Consider the following 16,456-nt stretch of genomic DNA (forward strand, 5'->3'; position numbering starts at 1 on the left):
TTCAGCGGCGGGTCTGCACGCCGATCGGCATGACCTTGCAGGTGCCTGCCGCCAGGTCGAAAGCGAGTCGTTCGGTCAGCGTCTCCAGGGCGCGGCCATACATGTGCAGGTGGCGGATGACGCTGTCGCCCTGGATCTCCACGGCGTGGATGTCATCGGGCATCAGCGCGATGCCGCTGCCGGGTCCCACCACCACGGTGCCGGTCTTTTCCAGGCGGCCCACGCCCGGCACCGACCCGTCGTCGGTGCGGTCGTAGACGTAGTTGTATTCCACGCCTTCCACGGCGGCGATACAGGCCCAGGTGGTGTGGTTGTGCGGCACGATCTGCTTGCCGGGGCGCATCACGTTCAGGTAGAGCGCGTAGCTCTTGTCGGCGTCTTCGCCGATCAGGTAGCGCGCCTGGCGCTCGCCCTCTTCCGGCGCCGGATAGCGGTCCTGGGCCCACCAGTCGGTGTGGCTGGCCAGGCCGATCAGCTCGTCCAGCACGGCCTTCAGGCTGTCGCGGTTCAGGCCCTTATTTCCTAAAGTATTTTTAATATTTCCGATGGCGCTATCGATGCCCTGTTGCTGGGGGTGCGTGGTGCTCACAGTGACTTTCCCTCGTTTTTCATGAGTTATTACGGTCACTGTATCGCCGCGCCGGGGCGCCAACAATTTAAATTGCCTTAATATTCCATAAGCACTGCTAATACTTTAGACCCACCGCCCCCATGCGCAATCTCGATCTGGACCTGCTACGCACGCTGACCGCGATCGCGCGTTACGAAACATTTTCCGAAGCGGCCAACCGGCTGCACAAGACCCAATCGGCGGTGACGCAGCAGATGCAGCGGCTGGAAGCGGCCATCGGTTTGCCGCTGTTCGAGAAACAGGGGCGCAACAAGGCGCTGTCCACACATGGACGGCGCCTGGTCGAATACGCGCGCCACATGCTGGCCATCAACGATGAAGCGCTGCGCGCGCTGCAGGATGCGCCGCTGGAAGGCGACCTGCGGCTGGGCGCGCCGCTGGACGTGGCCGACACCATTCTGCCGACCCTGCTGACCCATATCGCGCGGTCGGCTCCGCGCGTGAAACTGGAGATCCGCACCGATCGGAGCCCGTTCCTGATGGACGCGTTGCGCGCCGGCGAACTGGACCTGACCATCTCGACCCGCTTCGACCAGGAATTCGAGGGCGTGGCGCTGCGCACCTCGCCCACGGTATGGCTGGCCTCGGCCGACTATGTGCATGACGTCAGCGCGCCGGTGCCGCTGGTGCTGGCCGACGAGCCCAGCATCTTTCGCCGCCTGGCATTGACCGCGCTGGAGCAGGCGCAGGTGCGTTGGCACACCAACTACGTGGCGCCCAACCTGGTCGGCATCAAGGCCGCGTTGCGGGCCGGCCTGGGCGTGACGGCGCGCAGCGTCGAACTGCTGGCGCCGGAGATGCGGGTGCTGGGCGAAAAGGAAGGCCTGCCGCCGTTGCCGGACGTGACGTACTTCCTGTGGATAAGGCGCGACCTGATCAATCCGCTGACGCGGCAAGTCTACGACATGCTGCGCACCAGCCTGGGATTGGCGCATGGCGCCGACGCGCCACCCAATCCCTGACAGCGGCGGTCAACGCAATGGCCCGCCGCGCGCCGCCGCAGGCGTCGCTCAGTAGCGATCGAAGCAGCGCTGCAACGCCGCGGGCTCACGCGTGACGCATAACGCCAGCATCAGCAGCACGCGGGCCTTCTGCGGATTCAAGTCGCCGGCGGCGACGAACCCCAGCGCCGCGTCATCCAGTTCGACGTCGCGCGCGACGAAACCGCTGCCGGTGCGACTGGATCGCGCCACCGCGACGCCGTTGGCGGCGGCGCGGGTCAGGGCTTCGATAGCCAGATCGGTGGCGTTGCCGTCGCCCACGCCCGCCAGCACGATGCCGTCGGCCTGGCGCGCGACGAAATCGATGACGTCGCCCTGCAGGTCGGCGTGCGCATAAACGATGTCCACGCGCGGCCAGCCTGCCTTTTCCAACAATGCAAGTGAAAACTCGCTTTGCGTGCTGTGCGTGGTGGTGTTGCGCGAATAGAAGCACGGCGTGCCGCCGTGCATGACGCCGGCGCGGCCGCGGTTGGGCGAGGCGAAGGCGTTGATGCCGGCGCTGGCGATTTTTTGCAGTTCGCGGGCGTAGTGCACGTCCTCGTTCATGACGACCAGCGGACCGCGACCGCGGGCATCGGGATGGCGCGCCAACGCGACGGCGTTGTACAGGTTCGCCGGGCCTTCGGCGCCCAGGGCGGTCGCCGGACGCATCGCGCCCACCAGCACCACCGGCTTGTCGTGCCGGATCACCAGGCTGAGGAAGTACGCAGTCTCTTCAAGCGTATCGGTGCCGTGCGTAATGACGATGCCGGCCACCGACGGATCGGCGCACAGCGCATCGACACGGAGCGCCAGCGCGCGCCAGACGTCGTGCGTCATGTTCTGGCTGCCGACATTGGCGACCTGTTCGGCGCGGATATCGGCCAGCGTGGACAGTTGCGGCACGGCGGCCAGCAGGTCGCCCACCGAGAAGGATCCCGCCTTGTAGCCGGCGGAGGTGGCATCGGCCTGCGCGCCGGCGATGGTGCCGCCGGTGGCCAGGACTGCGACGACGGGCAATGCCTGCTCAGGCATCGACGACTCCCGACAGGCCTTGCCGTTCCAGCAGCGAATTCAGGTGTTCCCAGCCATGGAAGTCGATGACGATCTGGCCTTTTTCCTTGGCGCCGACCTTGAGCGCCACGCGCGTGCCCAGATGGTCGGACAGCGCTTCTTCCAGGCGCGTCAGGTCGCGCGACGCGCCGTTGGCCTTTTTCTTGGGCGAGGCGGCGCTCTCGGCTTCCTTGGCGGTCTTTGCGACCAGCTTTTCGGCTTCGCGCACCGACAGGCGACGCGCGATGATCTGGTTGGCCAGTTGGATCTGCGTGGCCGCGTCGACCGCCAGCAGCGCGCGCGCATGGCCCATGTCGACATCGCCGGCCAGCAGCATGGTCTGCACCGCGGAAGCCAGGTTCAACAGGCGCAGCAGGTTGCTGGTGGCCGAACGCGAGCGGCCGATGGCCTGGGCGGCCTGCTCGTGGGTCAGGCCGAATTCGTCCAGCAGGCGGCGCACGCCATGCGCCTCTTCGAGCGGATTGAGGTCTTCGCGCTGGATGTTCTCAATCAGCGCCATGACGGCCGCGTTCTCGTCGGCGACATCGCGCACCAGCACCGGCACTTCCTTGAGGCCGGCCAGTTGCGCGGCGCGGAACCGGCGTTCGCCCGCGATGATCTCGTAGTGGCCGGGCGCATCGCTCAGCGCGCGCACAAGAATGGGTTGCATGATGCCTTGTGTGCGAATCGACTCGGCCAGCTCGCCCAACGCGCCCTCGTCCATGCGGGTTCGCGGCTGGTACTTGCCGGCCCGCATCTTCGAAACAGGCAAGGTGGACGGCAGACCCTCGGGCTTGGCCGGGGCCTTGCCGATATTGTCGATGGCAGGCGCGTCGGCGCCCAGCAAAGCGTCAAGTCCGCGACCCAATCCCTTGGGTTTCTTGGTGGCCATAGTTAAATCCTCTTTCCTTCTGTTCTTGGTATCCCGAGCCGGGCTCAGGCGGCCGCCTGCTCGGCGGGCAGGCGGTACCAATACGCGTAACAGTCTTTGAAACCGTAGCGGCCATACAAAGCGCGCGCGGCGGTGTTTTGCGGCTCCACCTGCAGATAGGCCGTGGTGGCGCCGTCTTCGACGCATGCGGCCAGCAGATGCTCAACCAACATCGCGGCATGTCCCTTGCGCCGCTGCGCGGGGTCCGTCACGATATCGAACAGTCCCGCGAGGTCGCCATCCCGCACGGCCATGCCCCCCGCCACGCATGCGCCGGCGGCGTCGAACGCCAGCACCGGCAAGATATCCACAGCCAGTCCTTCCAGGCGCGCCTGATGCTCGGCGATGTGCTCTGGCCGGGAATCGCGCATGCGTCCGACCGCCGCCGCGAAACGGGTGGCGTCCACTGTCCTGAAAAGCAGATCGCCCCGGGCGGCCAGCCTGGGGGCGAGCGGCATGCTCATGACTCGGGTCTCTTCGGTAAGGAGGAAGCCCCGCGACGCCAGTTCGGCATCCAGGGCGAAATCGGGGCCGATGGAGGTCAGGCGCACCACCATGGGCAGGCCATGACGCGCGTACAACGTTGAACAATACGCCAGCCGCTCATCGAGCGGACGTGTGGATAACCCCAGCACATTGATGCTGCGTACCCGTTTGGCGGACGACGGCGCAAAGCGCACCAGCCAGCCATCGTAGAGCACCTGCGCGCGCACTGCCGTGGCGTTGAGCGCGGCCTCTTCCAGCCGCACGCGCAGCCCGTCCCGCACGTCGGCAGGCGGCGTGTGGGTGGCGTCCGGGGACAGGCGGATGACGGCGGACATGATGCGGACAGCTTATTTGTTGAGTTCGCGGACGCGCTCGATCATCTCGGCGCCAAAAGAGATGTACGCCTGCGCGCCACGCGAGGCACGGTCGTACACCACCCCGGGCATACCGTAGCTGGGCGCTTCGGCCAGGCGCACGTTGCGCGGCACCACGGTCTTGAAGACCTTGTCGCCGAAGTGCGATTCGAGCTGCGCCGACACCTGTTGTTGCAGCGTCATGCGCGGATCGAACATCACGCGCAGCAGGCCGATGACCCGCAGGTCGTCGTTGATGTTGCGATGCACGCGCTTGATGGTGTTGACCAGATCCGACAGGCCTTCGAGCGCGAAGTACTCGCATTGCATCGGGATGATGACGCCATGCGCCGCGGCCAGGCCGTTCAGCGTCAGCAGCGACAGCGTCGGCGGGCAGTCGATCAGGACGAAGTCGTACTGGCTGGCGACGGTGTCGATGGCGGCCTTGAGCTGGCGCTCGCGTTCATCCATCTGCACCAGGTCGATCTCGGCGCCGGACAGCTCGCGGTTGGCGGGCAGCACGTCGTAGCCGCCCGATTCCGAGCGCACGCGCGCCTGCTCGATGGTGGCTTCGCCGATCAACACCTGGTACAGATTCGACTCGAGCGAATTCTTGTCGATGCCGCTGCCCATGGTGGCGTTGCCCTGCGGGTCCAGGTCCACCAGCAGCACACGTTGCTTGTGCGTGGCCAGCCCGGCCGCCAGGTTGATGGCGGTGGTCGTCTTGCCGACACCGCCCTTCTGGTTGGCGATGCAGAAAACGCGGGCGGTCGAGCTGGGGGGTAAGTTCTTCATAGGGTTCCTTGACTGCGGCGCATCCAGATCAGGCAGCGTTCTGCTTGCAGCTCCGGCACCCGGAGCGGCTGAATATGGTCGACTTGCCATTCCCCACGCGCGTGCAGCGCCTGGATCTCATCATCCGGGACCTTGCCCTTCATGGCGACGAGGGTACCACCGTTGCCCACATGTCTGCCCGCGAGCATCGCAAAATCCTCCAAGGATGCGAAGGCGCGCGACGTCACAATGTTGCAGCCGGCGGGTTCCAGCGTTTCGATGCGCGCGTGGCGCGCCTGCAGGTTCGGCAGCGCCAGCGCGCCGCTCATCTGCCGGACGAATGCGGTTTTCTTTTCAACGGCGTCGATGCAGGTCACCGACCATTCGGGCCGCATTACCGCCAGGACGACACCCGGCAGCCCGCCGCCCGAGCCGACATCGTAGACCTTGGCCGGCGTGCCGGGCGCGCCCAGGATGTCGCTGAACGGTCCCACGGCAGCGAGGCTGTCGAACAGGTGCTGCACCAGCATCTGCTGCGGATCGCGAATGGCGGTCAGGTTGTAGGTCCGGTTCCAGCGCTGCATCTGCGCCAGGTAGTCGAGCAGCTTGGCGGACGCCGCGGCGTCCGCCTGCAGTCCGAGCTGCTCGAAGGCATGCGCGAGGCGGCCGGCCATGTCCGCGCCGGCCGGGTGGGGATGGGCGCTCATGCGGCTTGCTTGCGCGAGCCGTAGTGCAGGCGCTTCAGGTGAATCAGCAGCAGCGAGATCGCCGCCGGCGTCACGCCCGAAATACGGCCGGCCTGGCCGATGGTCTCGGGGCGATGCGTCTTGAGTTTCTGGCGCACTTCGAACGACAGGCTGGTCACGGCGTCGTAGTCGACGTCGGCCGGAATGGGCTGTTGTTCGTGCGCGATCTGCTTCTGTACTTCGTCCTGCTGGCGGGCGATGTAGCCGGCGTACTTCACCTGGATCTCGACCTGCTCGGCCAGGACTTCGTCCTCAACCACCCCCGGGCCGGCCAGCAGCGTGCCGTCGACATTCCGGGCGGTCATCAGCGCTTCATAGGAAACGTTGGGCCTTTTCAGCAGGTCTGCTAGTGAGTACTCACGTTCAATTGCCTTGCCCAGCAGCGGTTCCGCCACTTCCTGCGGCAGCACGCGGGGATTGACCCACGACGACTTCAGGCGTTCGACTTCGGCGGCGACGGCGTCGCGCTTGCGGTTGAATGCGTCCCAGCGGACATCGTCGACGATGCCGAGCTGGCGCCCGATTTCGGTCAGGCGCAGGTCGGCGTTGTCTTCGCGCAGGCTCAAGCGATATTCCGCACGCGAGGTGAACATGCGATAGGGCTCGGTCACGCCGCGCGTGACCAGATCGTCTACCAGCACGCCGAGATAGGCCTCGTCGCGGCGCGGCGTCCACTGCTCGCGATCCAGTGCGGACAGGGCGGCGTTGACGCCAGCCAGCAGGCCTTGGGCGGCGGCTTCTTCGTAGCCGGTGGTGCCATTGATCTGGCCCGCGAAATACAGGCCAGCAATTGCCTTGGTTTCCAGCGTGCTCTTCAATCCACGTGGATCGAAGTAGTCGTATTCGATGGCGTAGCCGGGGCGCAGGATGTGCGCGTTCTCCAGGCCGGGCAAGGAATGGATCAGGTCCAACTGCACATCGAACGGCAGGCTGGTGGAGACGCCGTTCGGATAGACCTCGTGCGTGTCCAGCCCTTCGGGTTCCAGGAAAACCTGGTGCGATTCCTTGTCGGCGAAGCGGTGGATCTTGTCTTCGATCGACGGGCAGTAGCGCGGGCCGACGCCTTCGATGACGCCGCTATACATCGGCGAGCGGTCCAGGCCGCCGCGGATGATGTCGTGGGTCCGGGCATTGGTATGAGTGATCCAGCACGGCAGTTGCCGCGGGTGCATGGCCACGTTACCCATGTAAGAAAACACAGGGATCGGATCCAGGTCGCCCGGCTGCTCTTCCAGGATGCTGTAGTTGATGCTGCGACCGTCGATGCGCGGCGGCGTGCCGGTCTTCAAGCGGCCTTGCGGCAGTTGCAGTTCCTTGAGGCGTTGTCCCAGGGAAATTGCCGGGGGGTCACCAGCGCGGCCGCCCGAATAGTTCTGCAGTCCCACGTGGATCAGGCCATTCAGGAACGTGCCGGCGGTCAGGACCACCGTCTTCGCCCGGAACTTCAGGCCGACCTGGGTAACGGCGCCGACCACGCGGTCGCCCTCCACCATCAGGTCTTCCACGGCTTGCTGGAACAACCAGAGATTGGGCTGGTTTTCCAGGCGGCCCCGGATGGCCTTGCGGTACAGCACCCGGTCCGCCTGCGCGCGGGTAGCGCGCACGGCCGGCCCCTTGGAGCCATTCAGGATACGGAATTGAATCCCCGCCTCGTCCGTCGCCAGCGCCATGGCGCCGCCGAGGGCGTCGACTTCTTTGACGAGATGACCCTTGCCAATCCCGCCGATGGAGGGATTGCAGGACATTTGGCCTAGGGTCTCGATGTTGTGAGTCAGCAGCAGCGTCTGGGCACCGGTGCGTGCCGCAGCCAGCGCCGCTTCGGTACCGGCGTGGCCGCCACCGACGACGATGACATCGAATTCGCGGGGATAATCCATGATGGGGAGATAAGAGAGCGTTCGGTGCTCATTATAGAGGCAGGGGGTGCATGTTTCACGTGAAACATGGTTCGCTGCAGCAATGGAGGCAGTAACACTGCTACTCGTGTGCAGATTGACAACGAGAAACCGTCGATCGGCGTTTGAATATGTCGGCATCTGCCGCTGTTAGAGCGGTGAGGCTCCATGGGAACATCTTGTGCCCGCCGTGAAACGAGGCGATGTTTCACGTGAAACATGGGGTGCTGCGGAGGACAACGGAGTGTCCAATACTGTTCATCGCTGGCATCGCGGCATGAGGCAGAGATCGGCCTTCCCCGCCAGCGACTCCCCTCCTCTACGCCTCGCGTTATGGCCGGCCGATGTTTCACGTGGAACATGTAGTGGATCCAGCGATAGAAGGAGTTTTCCGGATCGACCTCCACATCGATTCCGACCTGGCCACCGTCAATATATCGATAACCCAGACGTATCGGCCAACCCGTTTCACCGATACTGGACACCGATGTTTCACGTGGAACATCGCCGTACATGGGGCCATTCACCACGGATCCACCCAAGCCGTACTGCCAGCCGATAAATATTCCTCATCAATTGCAGATGCCTGCGTTTGATGTTTCACGTGAAACATGCCGCACCTTGCGGTTGGAGTTGGGGCGGCAATCCGCTAGTCGATCACCACTGAATAGTTGTTCCACGTGGAACATAGAGAAAAGCACATCGACCCCTGAGCGCCTGTCGCATTGACAATGCGACGAGCCCGGGCGCTTCATGGCTCCAGCGTCCCTACAAGCCAAACAAATAATGCAGGAACAACGGTTCCTCGCTTAGTGATCGGGCAGTCGGGCATCTAAAGAAAAAAAGCGTTTTATCTTCCCCTATCCCACCCCTACCCCTAAAAAATCATCTTTTCTAGTGTTTCACGTGGAACAGCAAGTCCAGTCCGTCCAACGTGGGCGCCCCGAATCTCACAATCTTCACCATCGCATTCGCGGTCATTCATCTTGAATGTCTCTCGTCATTCATCTGAAACACCAAGGCCCTATGACAAATCCGCCACACCGGGAGCGGACGCCCGGCACCGTTCGCTTCTTCAACAGCCGAACGACAATGCCACAAGCCGACGCGCCGAAGCACATCGTCCGGAAATGGCGTGAGTGGATTCTTGGGCTAAACCGGAAAACCGACGCAACGCCGCCGGCGCGTTGTGCACAAACCCATCCACAGCCAGGAATGCTCCCGGGACCTTGGTTTCACGTGGAACAACTTTGGGGATAACTCGAAGATGCGCCACAGCAAGAAGTCGACAACGCGGACCTGAAGCGATCGAAGGAGAATTACCCAGATTGCGGAAAGCGCACAAATTCGCAACGCGCCACCCGGCGGAAAACCTGGCTACAAGCGCAAAATTGCCATGCCTGCAACGTCTGCGATCCGGCCTGCAGGTATACCCGGGACGATACGGCGAGACGGGAAAACAGCAGTGGAAAAGATTGTGGATAAGCCGCCGCTATCGGCGCGATAAGCGTTGCCAAAATAGGCCCCCGCTGCGGAAAACAAGTTGGTCCCGCTCCGGCCGCGCAGTTGAGATATCGCCTTCGACTTCACGGGGAACTTCACACCCGGTCAAAAGTCCAACCGCGCCTTAAGCTGGCGCCAGCATCTTATTCACATATTTATCCCACGCCGCTGGACCGCATCGGCGGGCGGTGCGCAACTCATGCAGGACGCTCGATCGCACAATCATCTTGCCCGTCCGCGGAGTTTCGCGCCATCATCCTTTCGGCTGACACGTGTTCCCGCAATGGCCAATCTGGGCGCTAACTGTGGAAAACTCATTGGCGAAAATTTCCGCCTGAATTTTCCTTCACATGAAATCCACAAGTACGGGGTCGCGATGCAAAACCGGACGGCAGCAGGCCACCGGCCAATCGTGGAAGACGATTTTTGATCCACTATCCCCATTTCTATCCACAGGCTGAACCCCCACCTTTTGGCTATTCGAGGTGTCATTCTGTGCATAACCCGGATGGGGATATCTTTGTGCACAACCGCGGCGCGGATGGACAAAAAAAGGGTCGTGGCGGGCATCACTGATGGCCTGGCAACGACGAATGCCATGCCGCGAGACAGGCAAAAAAAGCCGTAAATGCCCGCTTTTCCTAGGGAAATGCACTATTTCCCTCGACGCCCGCCCGGTCCGGCGCAGCGGCGCAGCCAATGGGAAAATCGCCCTTCCGCCTCGACAGATCTTTCCAGGAATTGTGCAAAACTACGGCGCGAAAAGGCGGTGTGCTTCATTACTGCGCAGCGCAATGCACATGCCCGGGAATAATTATCCACAAACTTATCCAACGCTCGAGGATATGTTAGTAACCACTAACATCACGGTATGAGCAGGCTGCGGACACGGCTGCCGCAAATGAAACAACGCCCCAGACCGCGAGGTTCTGGGGCGTTGCAGCCAGGCCAGGCCTGGCGGACGGGAAATTGGGATTTCCCGATTTAGAGCGGGCGAATTTCGGCCGCTTGAGGTCCTTTCGGACCATCCTTGACTTCGAATTCGACTTCCTGCCCTTCGTTCAGGCTGCGATAGCCGCGGCCCTGGATGGCGGAAAAGTGTGCGAAAACATCGGTGCCACCGGCATCCGGCGTAATGAAACCGTAACCCTTGTCAGCGTTGAACCACTTGACTTTGCCCTTCTGAGCCATTTTCCTAGCGTCCTGTAATTAACGAAATGCAATGAATCAAGGACGCCGTGAGAACTGAACGACCGGTAGGGATACCTGCGTTGCTGCTGCGTTCTCGCTTGCCGCAAAAGCGGCAGAACAAGTCCGCGCGCTGCTTGAATCAACTGCGGAACCAGCATACCCACCCCGCATTACAGACTCATATAGTTGTTTTCCCCAATGTCGTATTTTTCTGACTGGAACGCCAATACCGCTACGCGGAATTTGCCTGCCGCCGCGCCAGGAACGCGTACATCGGACCGGTCACGATCACCACGAACACCATCCGCGAGACATGGAATGCGGTCACCACCGGCACGCCCAACTGCAGCACCTTGGCGGTAATCGCCATCTCGGCGATGCCCCCCGGCGTGGTGCCCAGGATCAACGTCGGCACCGGCGCCGCGGACCACAATGACAATAACGCCCCCAGGCCGAACGCCAGTGCCAACGCGATGACCGTGAACACCGCCACCGCTGCGATAAATCGCGGCGCCGCGCGGAAGAAATCCGGGCGATAACGATCCCCCAGCGACCAGCCGATGAAGAGCTGTCCGATCTTGGGCACGAAATCCGGCAACGCGGACAACTCGATGCTACTTGCCGTCAGGATCATCGCCACCAGCATCGGCCCCAGCACCCATGGATTCGGCAGGCGCAGCTTCATGAAACACAGCCCGCCAACGCAGGTCAGCGCCACCAGCGCGGCCAGGCCGGCGCCATGCACGGTCCTGGGCCCGGGCACGGTGGGGTCGATACCGGCCACCCCCCACCACTGGAAAATGAACGGCACTGTGACCACGACCAGCAGCACGCGCACGCTATGCGCGGTCGCCACGCGGTCGATGCGGGCGCCGTGTCGCTCCGCCAGGCTCGCCATTTCGCTGGCCCCGCCCATGGCCGACGAAAACCACGCCGTCTTGAAATCAGCATCGGTGTAGCGCCGCAAAATGGCGGTGCCGATGAACGCCAGCCCCAACGCGAACAGCATGCCGACGATGATGGGGCCGGCATTGCTGCCTATGTGTCCGATCACCTGCGGCGTGAAATACAGGCCTAGCGACGTGCCGATGACCCATTGGCCGGCGTTGCGCGCCGGCCGCGGGCATACGGTGCCGCCGCCCGCGATGCGCACCGCCGCTGTCAACAGCAAGGCCCCCAGCATCCATGGCAACGGCAAATGCATCCACAGCGCCAGCAAGGCGCCGGTCAACGCGATCGCCAGGCCGCCGAGGACCCTCCACAACATGTTTTGAACCACGATACCGCCCGCGCCTATAAGCTCATGAGAAACCCGAATTATGAGTTAGTGGGATACTTACGAAAACTCTCTTGCACACCCAGCGTTCCACTTCGCGTCCACCATGATCCGATCCAAACTTCCCGACGTCGGCACCACCATCTTTACCGTCATGAGCCGCCTGGCCATTGAGCACAAGGCCATCAACCTGGGCCAGGGCTTTCCGGATTTCGATCCCGATCCCGCGCTGTGCGCGCTGGTCAGCAAGGCCATGGCCGACGGCCATAACCAATACCCCTACATGCCCGGCGTGGCGCCGCTGCGCGAAGCCATCGCCGCCAAGACCCAGGCCCTGTATGGCCGCGCCTACGACCCGGAAACCGAGATCACCGTCACCAGCGGCGCCACCGAGGCGCTGATGGCCACCGTGCTGGCCGCGGTCAACAGCGGCGACGAAGTCGTCGTCATCGAGCCCTGCTACGACTCCTACCTGCCGGCCATCCGCCTGGCCGGCGGCACCGCGGTGCCGGTGCCGCTGCGCGCCCCCACCGCCGAGGATCCTTACTACCGCATCGACTGGCAGCGCGTACGCGACGCCATCACGTCCAAGACCCGCCTGCTGATGCTGAACTTCCCGCACAACCCCACCGGGGCCGTGCTGGACGACAGCGATCTCGATGCGCTCGAGGCCATCGTGCGCGACACCGGCGTGCTGTTGGTGTCGGACGAGGTCTATGAACACATCGTGTTCGATGGCAAGCCTCATTCCAGCATCGCGCGCCGCCCACTGCTGGCCGAACATGCGTTCGTGATCTCGTCGTTCGGCAAGACCTATCACACCACCGGCTGGAAGATCGGCTACTGCTGCGCGCCGCGCCAGCTCAGCGCCGAGCTGCGCAAAGTGCACCAGTTCATGGTGTTCACGGTGCCATCGCCGATGCAGTTCGCGCTGGCCGAATTCATGCGCGATCCCAAGCCCTACCTGGACCTGCCCGCGTTCTACCAGGCCAAGCGCGACCGCCTGTCGCAAGGCTTGGCCAAGACACGTTTCAAGCCGCTGCCCAGCCCCGGCACGTTCTTCCTGCTGGCCGACTACAGCGAGATCTCCAGGCAGAACGAGGCGGACTTCGCGCGCGACCTGACGGTGCGCCACGGCGTCACGGTGATTCCCGTTTCGGCGTTCTACCAGAAGCCCGACGCGGCTGAGTCGAACCATCGCATCGTGCGCTTCTGCTTCGCCAAGAAAGACGCCACGCTCGATGCCGCGCTGGAGCGCCTGGCGCGGGTCTGAAGACGCGCCGCGCGCATCAAGACGAAGCGCCCCCTTGGGGCGCTTTCCTTTTGTCTCGACCACAAATGTAGAGATGAAAAAAAGGAGCGCCGCGGCGCTCCTGAACTACCTCCGGCGTGACCCGCTCCGACGCCGCGCGGCCCCGTGCCGGCGGGGCCGCGGCGCGGAACCCGTCACACCGGTTCGGCGGCAACCTTCCTGGCCCGGCGCACGCGGCGCAGGATCTGCGGCACCACCACCACGGCGATGGCGGCGGTCCATAACGTGATGGCGACAGGGCTGGCGAACAGCACCGACACGTTGCCATCGGTCATCGACAAGGCCCGGCGCAGGTTCTGCTCCATCATGTTGCCCAGCACCACGCCGAGCACCAGCGGCGCCATCGGCACGCCGAACTTGCGCAGGAAATAGCCGAGCGCACCAATGCCCGTCACCAGCAGCAGATCGAACGTGCCGGCGTTGATGGCATACACGCCGATATAGCTGATGCACAGGATGCCCGGCACCATCAGCCAGCCCGGCACCGACAGCACTTTCGAGAACAGCCGCACCATCGGCACGTTCATGACGAACAGCAGCACGTTGGCCACGAACAGCGAAGCGATCAGCCCCCACACCAGTTCCGGCTTGGTGTCGAACAGCACCGGACCGGGCGTGATGTTGTAGAGCGTCAGCGCCCCCATCATCACCGCGGTGGTGCCCGAGCCCGGCACGCCCAGCGTCAGCATCGGCACGAACGAGCCGATCGCCGACGAGGTGGCGGCGGCTTCCGGCGCAACCAGGCCGCGCATGTCGCCCTTGCCGAACTTGGCGTTCGGATCCTTGGCTTCGATGATGCGCTTTTCCTGCGAGTAGGCGACGGCCGCGGCCACGCTGGCTCCAGCGCCCGGCAGCACGCCGACGCCGAAGCCCACCAGCGCGCTGCGCACCACGCTCCACCAGGTGAACGCCAGCTCCTGCAGGTTGAACAGCTTGCGGCCGCTGGGCTTGACCTCGACGCTGTGGCCCGCCATCACCTTCTCGAGCATTTCCAGCATCTCGCTGACCGCGAACAGCGCAATCACGACCACCACGAAATCGATGCCATCGGCCAGGTGCACGGAGTCGAAGGTATAGCGGTATACGCCCGAGTTCGCATCCACACCGATGACCGAGATCGACAGGCCGATCATGGCCGCCAGCACGCCCTTGATGGGTTGCTTGCCGAGCAGGCTGGTGAGGCAGCAGAAGGCGAAGATCATCAGCACGAAATACTCGGCCGGACCGAACGCCAATGCCCATTTGGCCAGCAGCGGCGCCAGCAGGATGATGCCCACTACCGACACGATCGCGCCGAAGAAGGCGGACCACGCCGACAGCGACAACGCGACGTTGGCCAGGCCCTGGCGCGCCAATGGATAACCGTCCAGCGTCGTCATGATGGCGCTGGCCTCGCCCGGCACGTTGAGCAGGATCGAGGTAATGCGGCCGCCATATTCCGCGCCCACGTAAACCGCCGCCAGCAGGATCAGCGCGGTCTCGGGCGGCAGGTTCATGGCGAACGCGATCGGAATCAGCATCGCCACGCCGTTGATGGGCCCCAGGCCCGGCAGCACGCCCACCATGGTGCCGAAGAACGAGCCGATCGCGGCCACCAGGATGTTGGTCCATGAGAACGCAACGCCAAAGCCGATCGACAGATGATCGAGGATTCCGCTCATATCAGGTTCTCCAGCAAGCCACCGGGCAGGACGACATCCAGCACCTTGTCGAACAGCACGAAAAAGAAAACGCTCATGACCACGCCGCCAAGCGCGCACTTGGCCCAGCCGCCGCCGAACAGGCGGCCGACGAAGACCGTCATCAACGCCGTCGCGATGACGAAACCGAGCCACTGGAACAGAAAGGCGTAGGCGGCGGCGAACACCACCATCAGCGCAATACGGCCATTGGCGCCGGCGGGATTGGGTTCGACCGGGTTGCCGCCCTTGTAGGCCAGCCGCAATCCGCACAGGCCGATGATCAACGCCAGCAGCAGCGGGAAGGCGCGTGGTCCCACGGGTTCGTAGGCGAATGGGGCTTCGATGCCCCACCCCGCCCAGGTCATGAAGGCCGCCAGCAGCAACGCCGCGATGCCCAGGATTCGATCGTTCATGATCAGCTTTCCGTTGGTTGAAGGACCGCGCGGCGCGAGCCCGCCCTGGCCGCCGGCTCCAGGCCGGCGGCGCTGCGGGCGCGCTGGATGCGCGCGGCGGGATGGGAGAACGCCCTGCGGCTTACTTCTTGACCAGGCCGAAGGAGCCGGCCAGTTCGGCGTACTGCTTGACCTGCTGTTTCACGTAGGCGTCCAGGTCGGCGCCGGTCTTGTTGAAGGGGAACAGGCCCTGCTGTTCGCGCAGCTTGGCGAACTCGGGCGCTTCGGTGACGCGGTTGAAGGCGTTGACCCAGAACTGGTAGTCGGCATCCGACACCTTCGGGCCGACGTAGAAACCGCGGATGATGGGCCAGACGATGTCGTAGCCCTGCTCCTTCGCGGTCGGCACCGTGCCGAGCTTGCCCGGCAGGCGCTGATCGTTGAACACAGCCAGCACGCGGATCGGTGCGCCGCCCTCGAGCATGGTGAAGGCTTCCGCGGCATCGCCCATGTAAGCCTGGATATGGCCGCCACGCAGCGCCGTCACGGCCTCGCCGCCGCCTTCAAAGGCCACGAAGCGCATCTTTTTGAAATCGACCCCGGCCGCCTTGGCGGTCAGCGCGGCCTTCATCCAGTCCTGGCTGCCCACGGTGCCGCCGGCGCCCAGCACGATCTTGGTTGGATCCTGCTTGAAGGCGTCCATCAGGCTCTTGAGGTCGGTGTACGGCGAATCGTTGCGCACCACGGCCACGCCGTAATCGGTGCCGATAGCCGCCAGCCAGCGCACGTCGTCGACGTTGTACTTGCCGAACTTGCCTTGCGCCAGGTTCAGCAACGAACCGCCCGAGAACGCCACGATGGTGCCGGGCTCGTTGGGATGCTGGGCCACGATGTTGTTGTAGGCCACGGCGCCGATGCCACCCGGCATGTAGACGATGCGCATGGCGCTCTTGAGCGCCCCGCTCTGCTTGAGGCCCTCGGTGGCCAGGCGGCAGGTCAGGTCGAAGCCGCCGCCGGGCTGGGCCGGCGCAATGCACTCGGGGCGGCGCGGTTCGTCGGCGGCATGGGCGGCGCCCAGTGAAAGGGTGATCGCGCCGAGCGCCGCGACGGCGGCCAGGCGCAGCTTGAGGCTGGTCTGCATTCTTGCGTCTCCGAATTTATAGGTCTAGGCATGGCTGGCGATCGGGGCGGTCTGCCGCCTGGTCGGACTCCAGCGGATGCAACCGTACAAAATCGAAGCTTTCCAATACC

14 protein-coding genes are annotated in these 16,456 nt (G+C 63.9%); 2 read left to right on the top strand and 12 right to left on the bottom strand.

Annotated elements, in window-relative coordinates:
- Position 1: 1 nt before the first annotated feature.
- A complete protein-coding gene (locus ACUDCK_RS28815; RefSeq protein WP_054504511.1) occupies positions 2-589 on the bottom strand; it encodes a cysteine dioxygenase family protein in 588 nt (195 codons plus the stop codon).
- Between the two features lie 122 nt (positions 590-711).
- Between ACUDCK_RS28815 and ACUDCK_RS28820 the strand changes: the two genes are divergently transcribed.
- On the top strand, positions 712-1,593 hold the full coding sequence (locus ACUDCK_RS28820; RefSeq protein WP_064527406.1) for a LysR substrate-binding domain-containing protein: 882 nt from the start codon (positions 712-714) through the stop codon (positions 1,591-1,593).
- A 48-nt stretch (positions 1,594-1,641) separates the two neighbouring features.
- On the opposite strand, the gene ACUDCK_RS28825 is transcribed toward ACUDCK_RS28820, so the two are convergent.
- The 8 genes from ACUDCK_RS28825 to ACUDCK_RS28860 form a co-directional block, all read right to left on the bottom strand.
- A complete protein-coding gene (locus tag ACUDCK_RS28825; protein ID WP_175143565.1) occupies positions 1,642-2,646 on the bottom strand; it encodes an asparaginase in 1,005 nt (334 codons plus the stop codon).
- Positions 2,639-3,556, bottom strand: a complete 918-nt coding sequence (locus tag ACUDCK_RS28830; RefSeq protein ID WP_175167887.1) for a ParB/RepB/Spo0J family partition protein — start codon at positions 3,554-3,556, stop codon at positions 2,639-2,641. Before ACUDCK_RS28830 ends, ACUDCK_RS28825 begins: the two co-directional genes overlap by 8 nt.
- A 44-nt stretch (positions 3,557-3,600) precedes the next feature.
- A complete protein-coding gene (locus tag ACUDCK_RS28835; protein WP_054504514.1) occupies positions 3,601-4,416 on the bottom strand; it encodes a GNAT family N-acetyltransferase in 816 nt (271 codons plus the stop codon).
- Between the two features lie 12 nt (positions 4,417-4,428).
- Complete coding sequence (locus tag ACUDCK_RS28840) at positions 4,429-5,229, bottom strand: ParA family protein (RefSeq protein ID WP_054504515.1); 801 nt, start codon at positions 5,227-5,229, stop codon at positions 4,429-4,431.
- On the bottom strand, positions 5,226-5,915 hold the full coding sequence (gene rsmG, locus ACUDCK_RS28845) for a 16S rRNA (guanine(527)-N(7))-methyltransferase RsmG (protein ID WP_116791280.1): 690 nt from the start codon (positions 5,913-5,915) through the stop codon (positions 5,226-5,228). Before rsmG ends, ACUDCK_RS28840 begins: the two co-directional genes overlap by 4 nt.
- Positions 5,912-7,831: a tRNA uridine-5-carboxymethylaminomethyl(34) synthesis enzyme MnmG gene (gene mnmG, locus ACUDCK_RS28850; RefSeq protein ID WP_054504517.1), complete on the bottom strand. Its 1,920-nt coding sequence runs from the start codon at positions 7,829-7,831 to the stop codon at positions 5,912-5,914. Before mnmG ends, rsmG begins: the two co-directional genes overlap by 4 nt.
- Before the next feature lie 2,505 nt (positions 7,832-10,336).
- Complete coding sequence (locus ACUDCK_RS28855) at positions 10,337-10,543, bottom strand: cold-shock protein (RefSeq protein ID WP_006389561.1); 207 nt, start codon at positions 10,541-10,543, stop codon at positions 10,337-10,339.
- 232 nt (positions 10,544-10,775) lie between these two features.
- Positions 10,776-11,810 carry an AbrB family transcriptional regulator gene (locus tag ACUDCK_RS28860; RefSeq protein WP_116791278.1) on the bottom strand — a complete coding sequence of 345 codons (1,035 nt, stop codon included), beginning with the start codon at positions 11,808-11,810 and terminating at the stop codon, positions 10,776-10,778.
- Between the two features lie 115 nt (positions 11,811-11,925).
- Between ACUDCK_RS28860 and ACUDCK_RS28865 the strand changes: the two genes are divergently transcribed.
- Entirely contained in the window at positions 11,926-13,092 is a 1,167-nt protein-coding gene (locus tag ACUDCK_RS28865; protein ID WP_144656230.1) for a pyridoxal phosphate-dependent aminotransferase, read from the top strand.
- A 173-nt stretch (positions 13,093-13,265) separates the two neighbouring features.
- On the opposite strand, the gene ACUDCK_RS28870 is transcribed toward ACUDCK_RS28865, so the two are convergent.
- From ACUDCK_RS28870 to ACUDCK_RS28880, 3 genes are all read right to left on the bottom strand, one after another.
- Positions 13,266-14,792 (bottom strand): tripartite tricarboxylate transporter permease, encoded by a 1,527-nt coding sequence (locus ACUDCK_RS28870; protein ID WP_175167886.1) that lies wholly within the window; start codon positions 14,790-14,792, stop codon positions 13,266-13,268.
- The gene (locus ACUDCK_RS28875; protein WP_054504521.1) at positions 14,789-15,226 is read right to left on the bottom strand and encodes a tripartite tricarboxylate transporter TctB family protein; all 438 of its coding nucleotides are present in this window, start codon (positions 15,224-15,226) and stop codon (positions 14,789-14,791) included. The genes ACUDCK_RS28870 and ACUDCK_RS28875 overlap by 4 nt, the downstream gene beginning before the upstream one ends.
- Positions 15,227-15,347: 121 nt before the next feature.
- A complete protein-coding gene (locus ACUDCK_RS28880) occupies positions 15,348-16,346 on the bottom strand; it encodes a Bug family tripartite tricarboxylate transporter substrate binding protein (RefSeq protein ID WP_054504522.1) in 999 nt (332 codons plus the stop codon).
- Positions 16,347-16,456: the final 110 nt, after the last annotated feature.

Source organism: Achromobacter sp. CF-sbj1-Ac2-l, assembly GCF_052698165.1.

Coding starts and splice junctions, on each gene's coding strand:
- ACUDCK_RS28820 (WP_064527406.1), top strand. CDS start 712: ATGCGCAATCTCGATCTGGACCTGCTACGCACGCTGACCGCGATCGCG.
- ACUDCK_RS28840 (WP_054504515.1), bottom strand. CDS start 5,229: ATGAAGAACTTACCCCCCAGCTCGACCGCCCGCGTTTTCTGCATCGCC.
- ACUDCK_RS28875 (WP_054504521.1), bottom strand. CDS start 15,226: ATGAACGATCGAATCCTGGGCATCGCGGCGTTGCTGCTGGCGGCCTTC.
- ACUDCK_RS28880 (WP_054504522.1), bottom strand. CDS start 16,346: ATGCAGACCAGCCTCAAGCTGCGCCTGGCCGCCGTCGCGGCGCTCGGC.
- ACUDCK_RS28870 (WP_175167886.1), bottom strand. CDS start 14,792: ATGAGCGGAATCCTCGATCATCTGTCGATCGGCTTTGGCGTTGCGTTC.
- ACUDCK_RS28865 (WP_144656230.1), top strand. CDS start 11,926: ATGATCCGATCCAAACTTCCCGACGTCGGCACCACCATCTTTACCGTC.
- ACUDCK_RS28825 (WP_175143565.1), bottom strand. CDS start 2,646: ATGCCTGAGCAGGCATTGCCCGTCGTCGCAGTCCTGGCCACCGGCGGC.
- mnmG (WP_054504517.1), bottom strand. CDS start 7,831: ATGGATTATCCCCGCGAATTCGATGTCATCGTCGTCGGTGGCGGCCAC.
- ACUDCK_RS28860 (WP_116791278.1), bottom strand. CDS start 11,810: ATGTTGTGGAGGGTCCTCGGCGGCCTGGCGATCGCGTTGACCGGCGCC.
- ACUDCK_RS28835 (WP_054504514.1), bottom strand. CDS start 4,416: ATGTCCGCCGTCATCCGCCTGTCCCCGGACGCCACCCACACGCCGCCT.
- rsmG (WP_116791280.1), bottom strand. CDS start 5,915: ATGAGCGCCCATCCCCACCCGGCCGGCGCGGACATGGCCGGCCGCCTC.
- ACUDCK_RS28830 (WP_175167887.1), bottom strand. CDS start 3,556: ATGGCCACCAAGAAACCCAAGGGATTGGGTCGCGGACTTGACGCTTTG.
- ACUDCK_RS28855 (WP_006389561.1), bottom strand. CDS start 10,543: ATGGCTCAGAAGGGCAAAGTCAAGTGGTTCAACGCTGACAAGGGTTAC.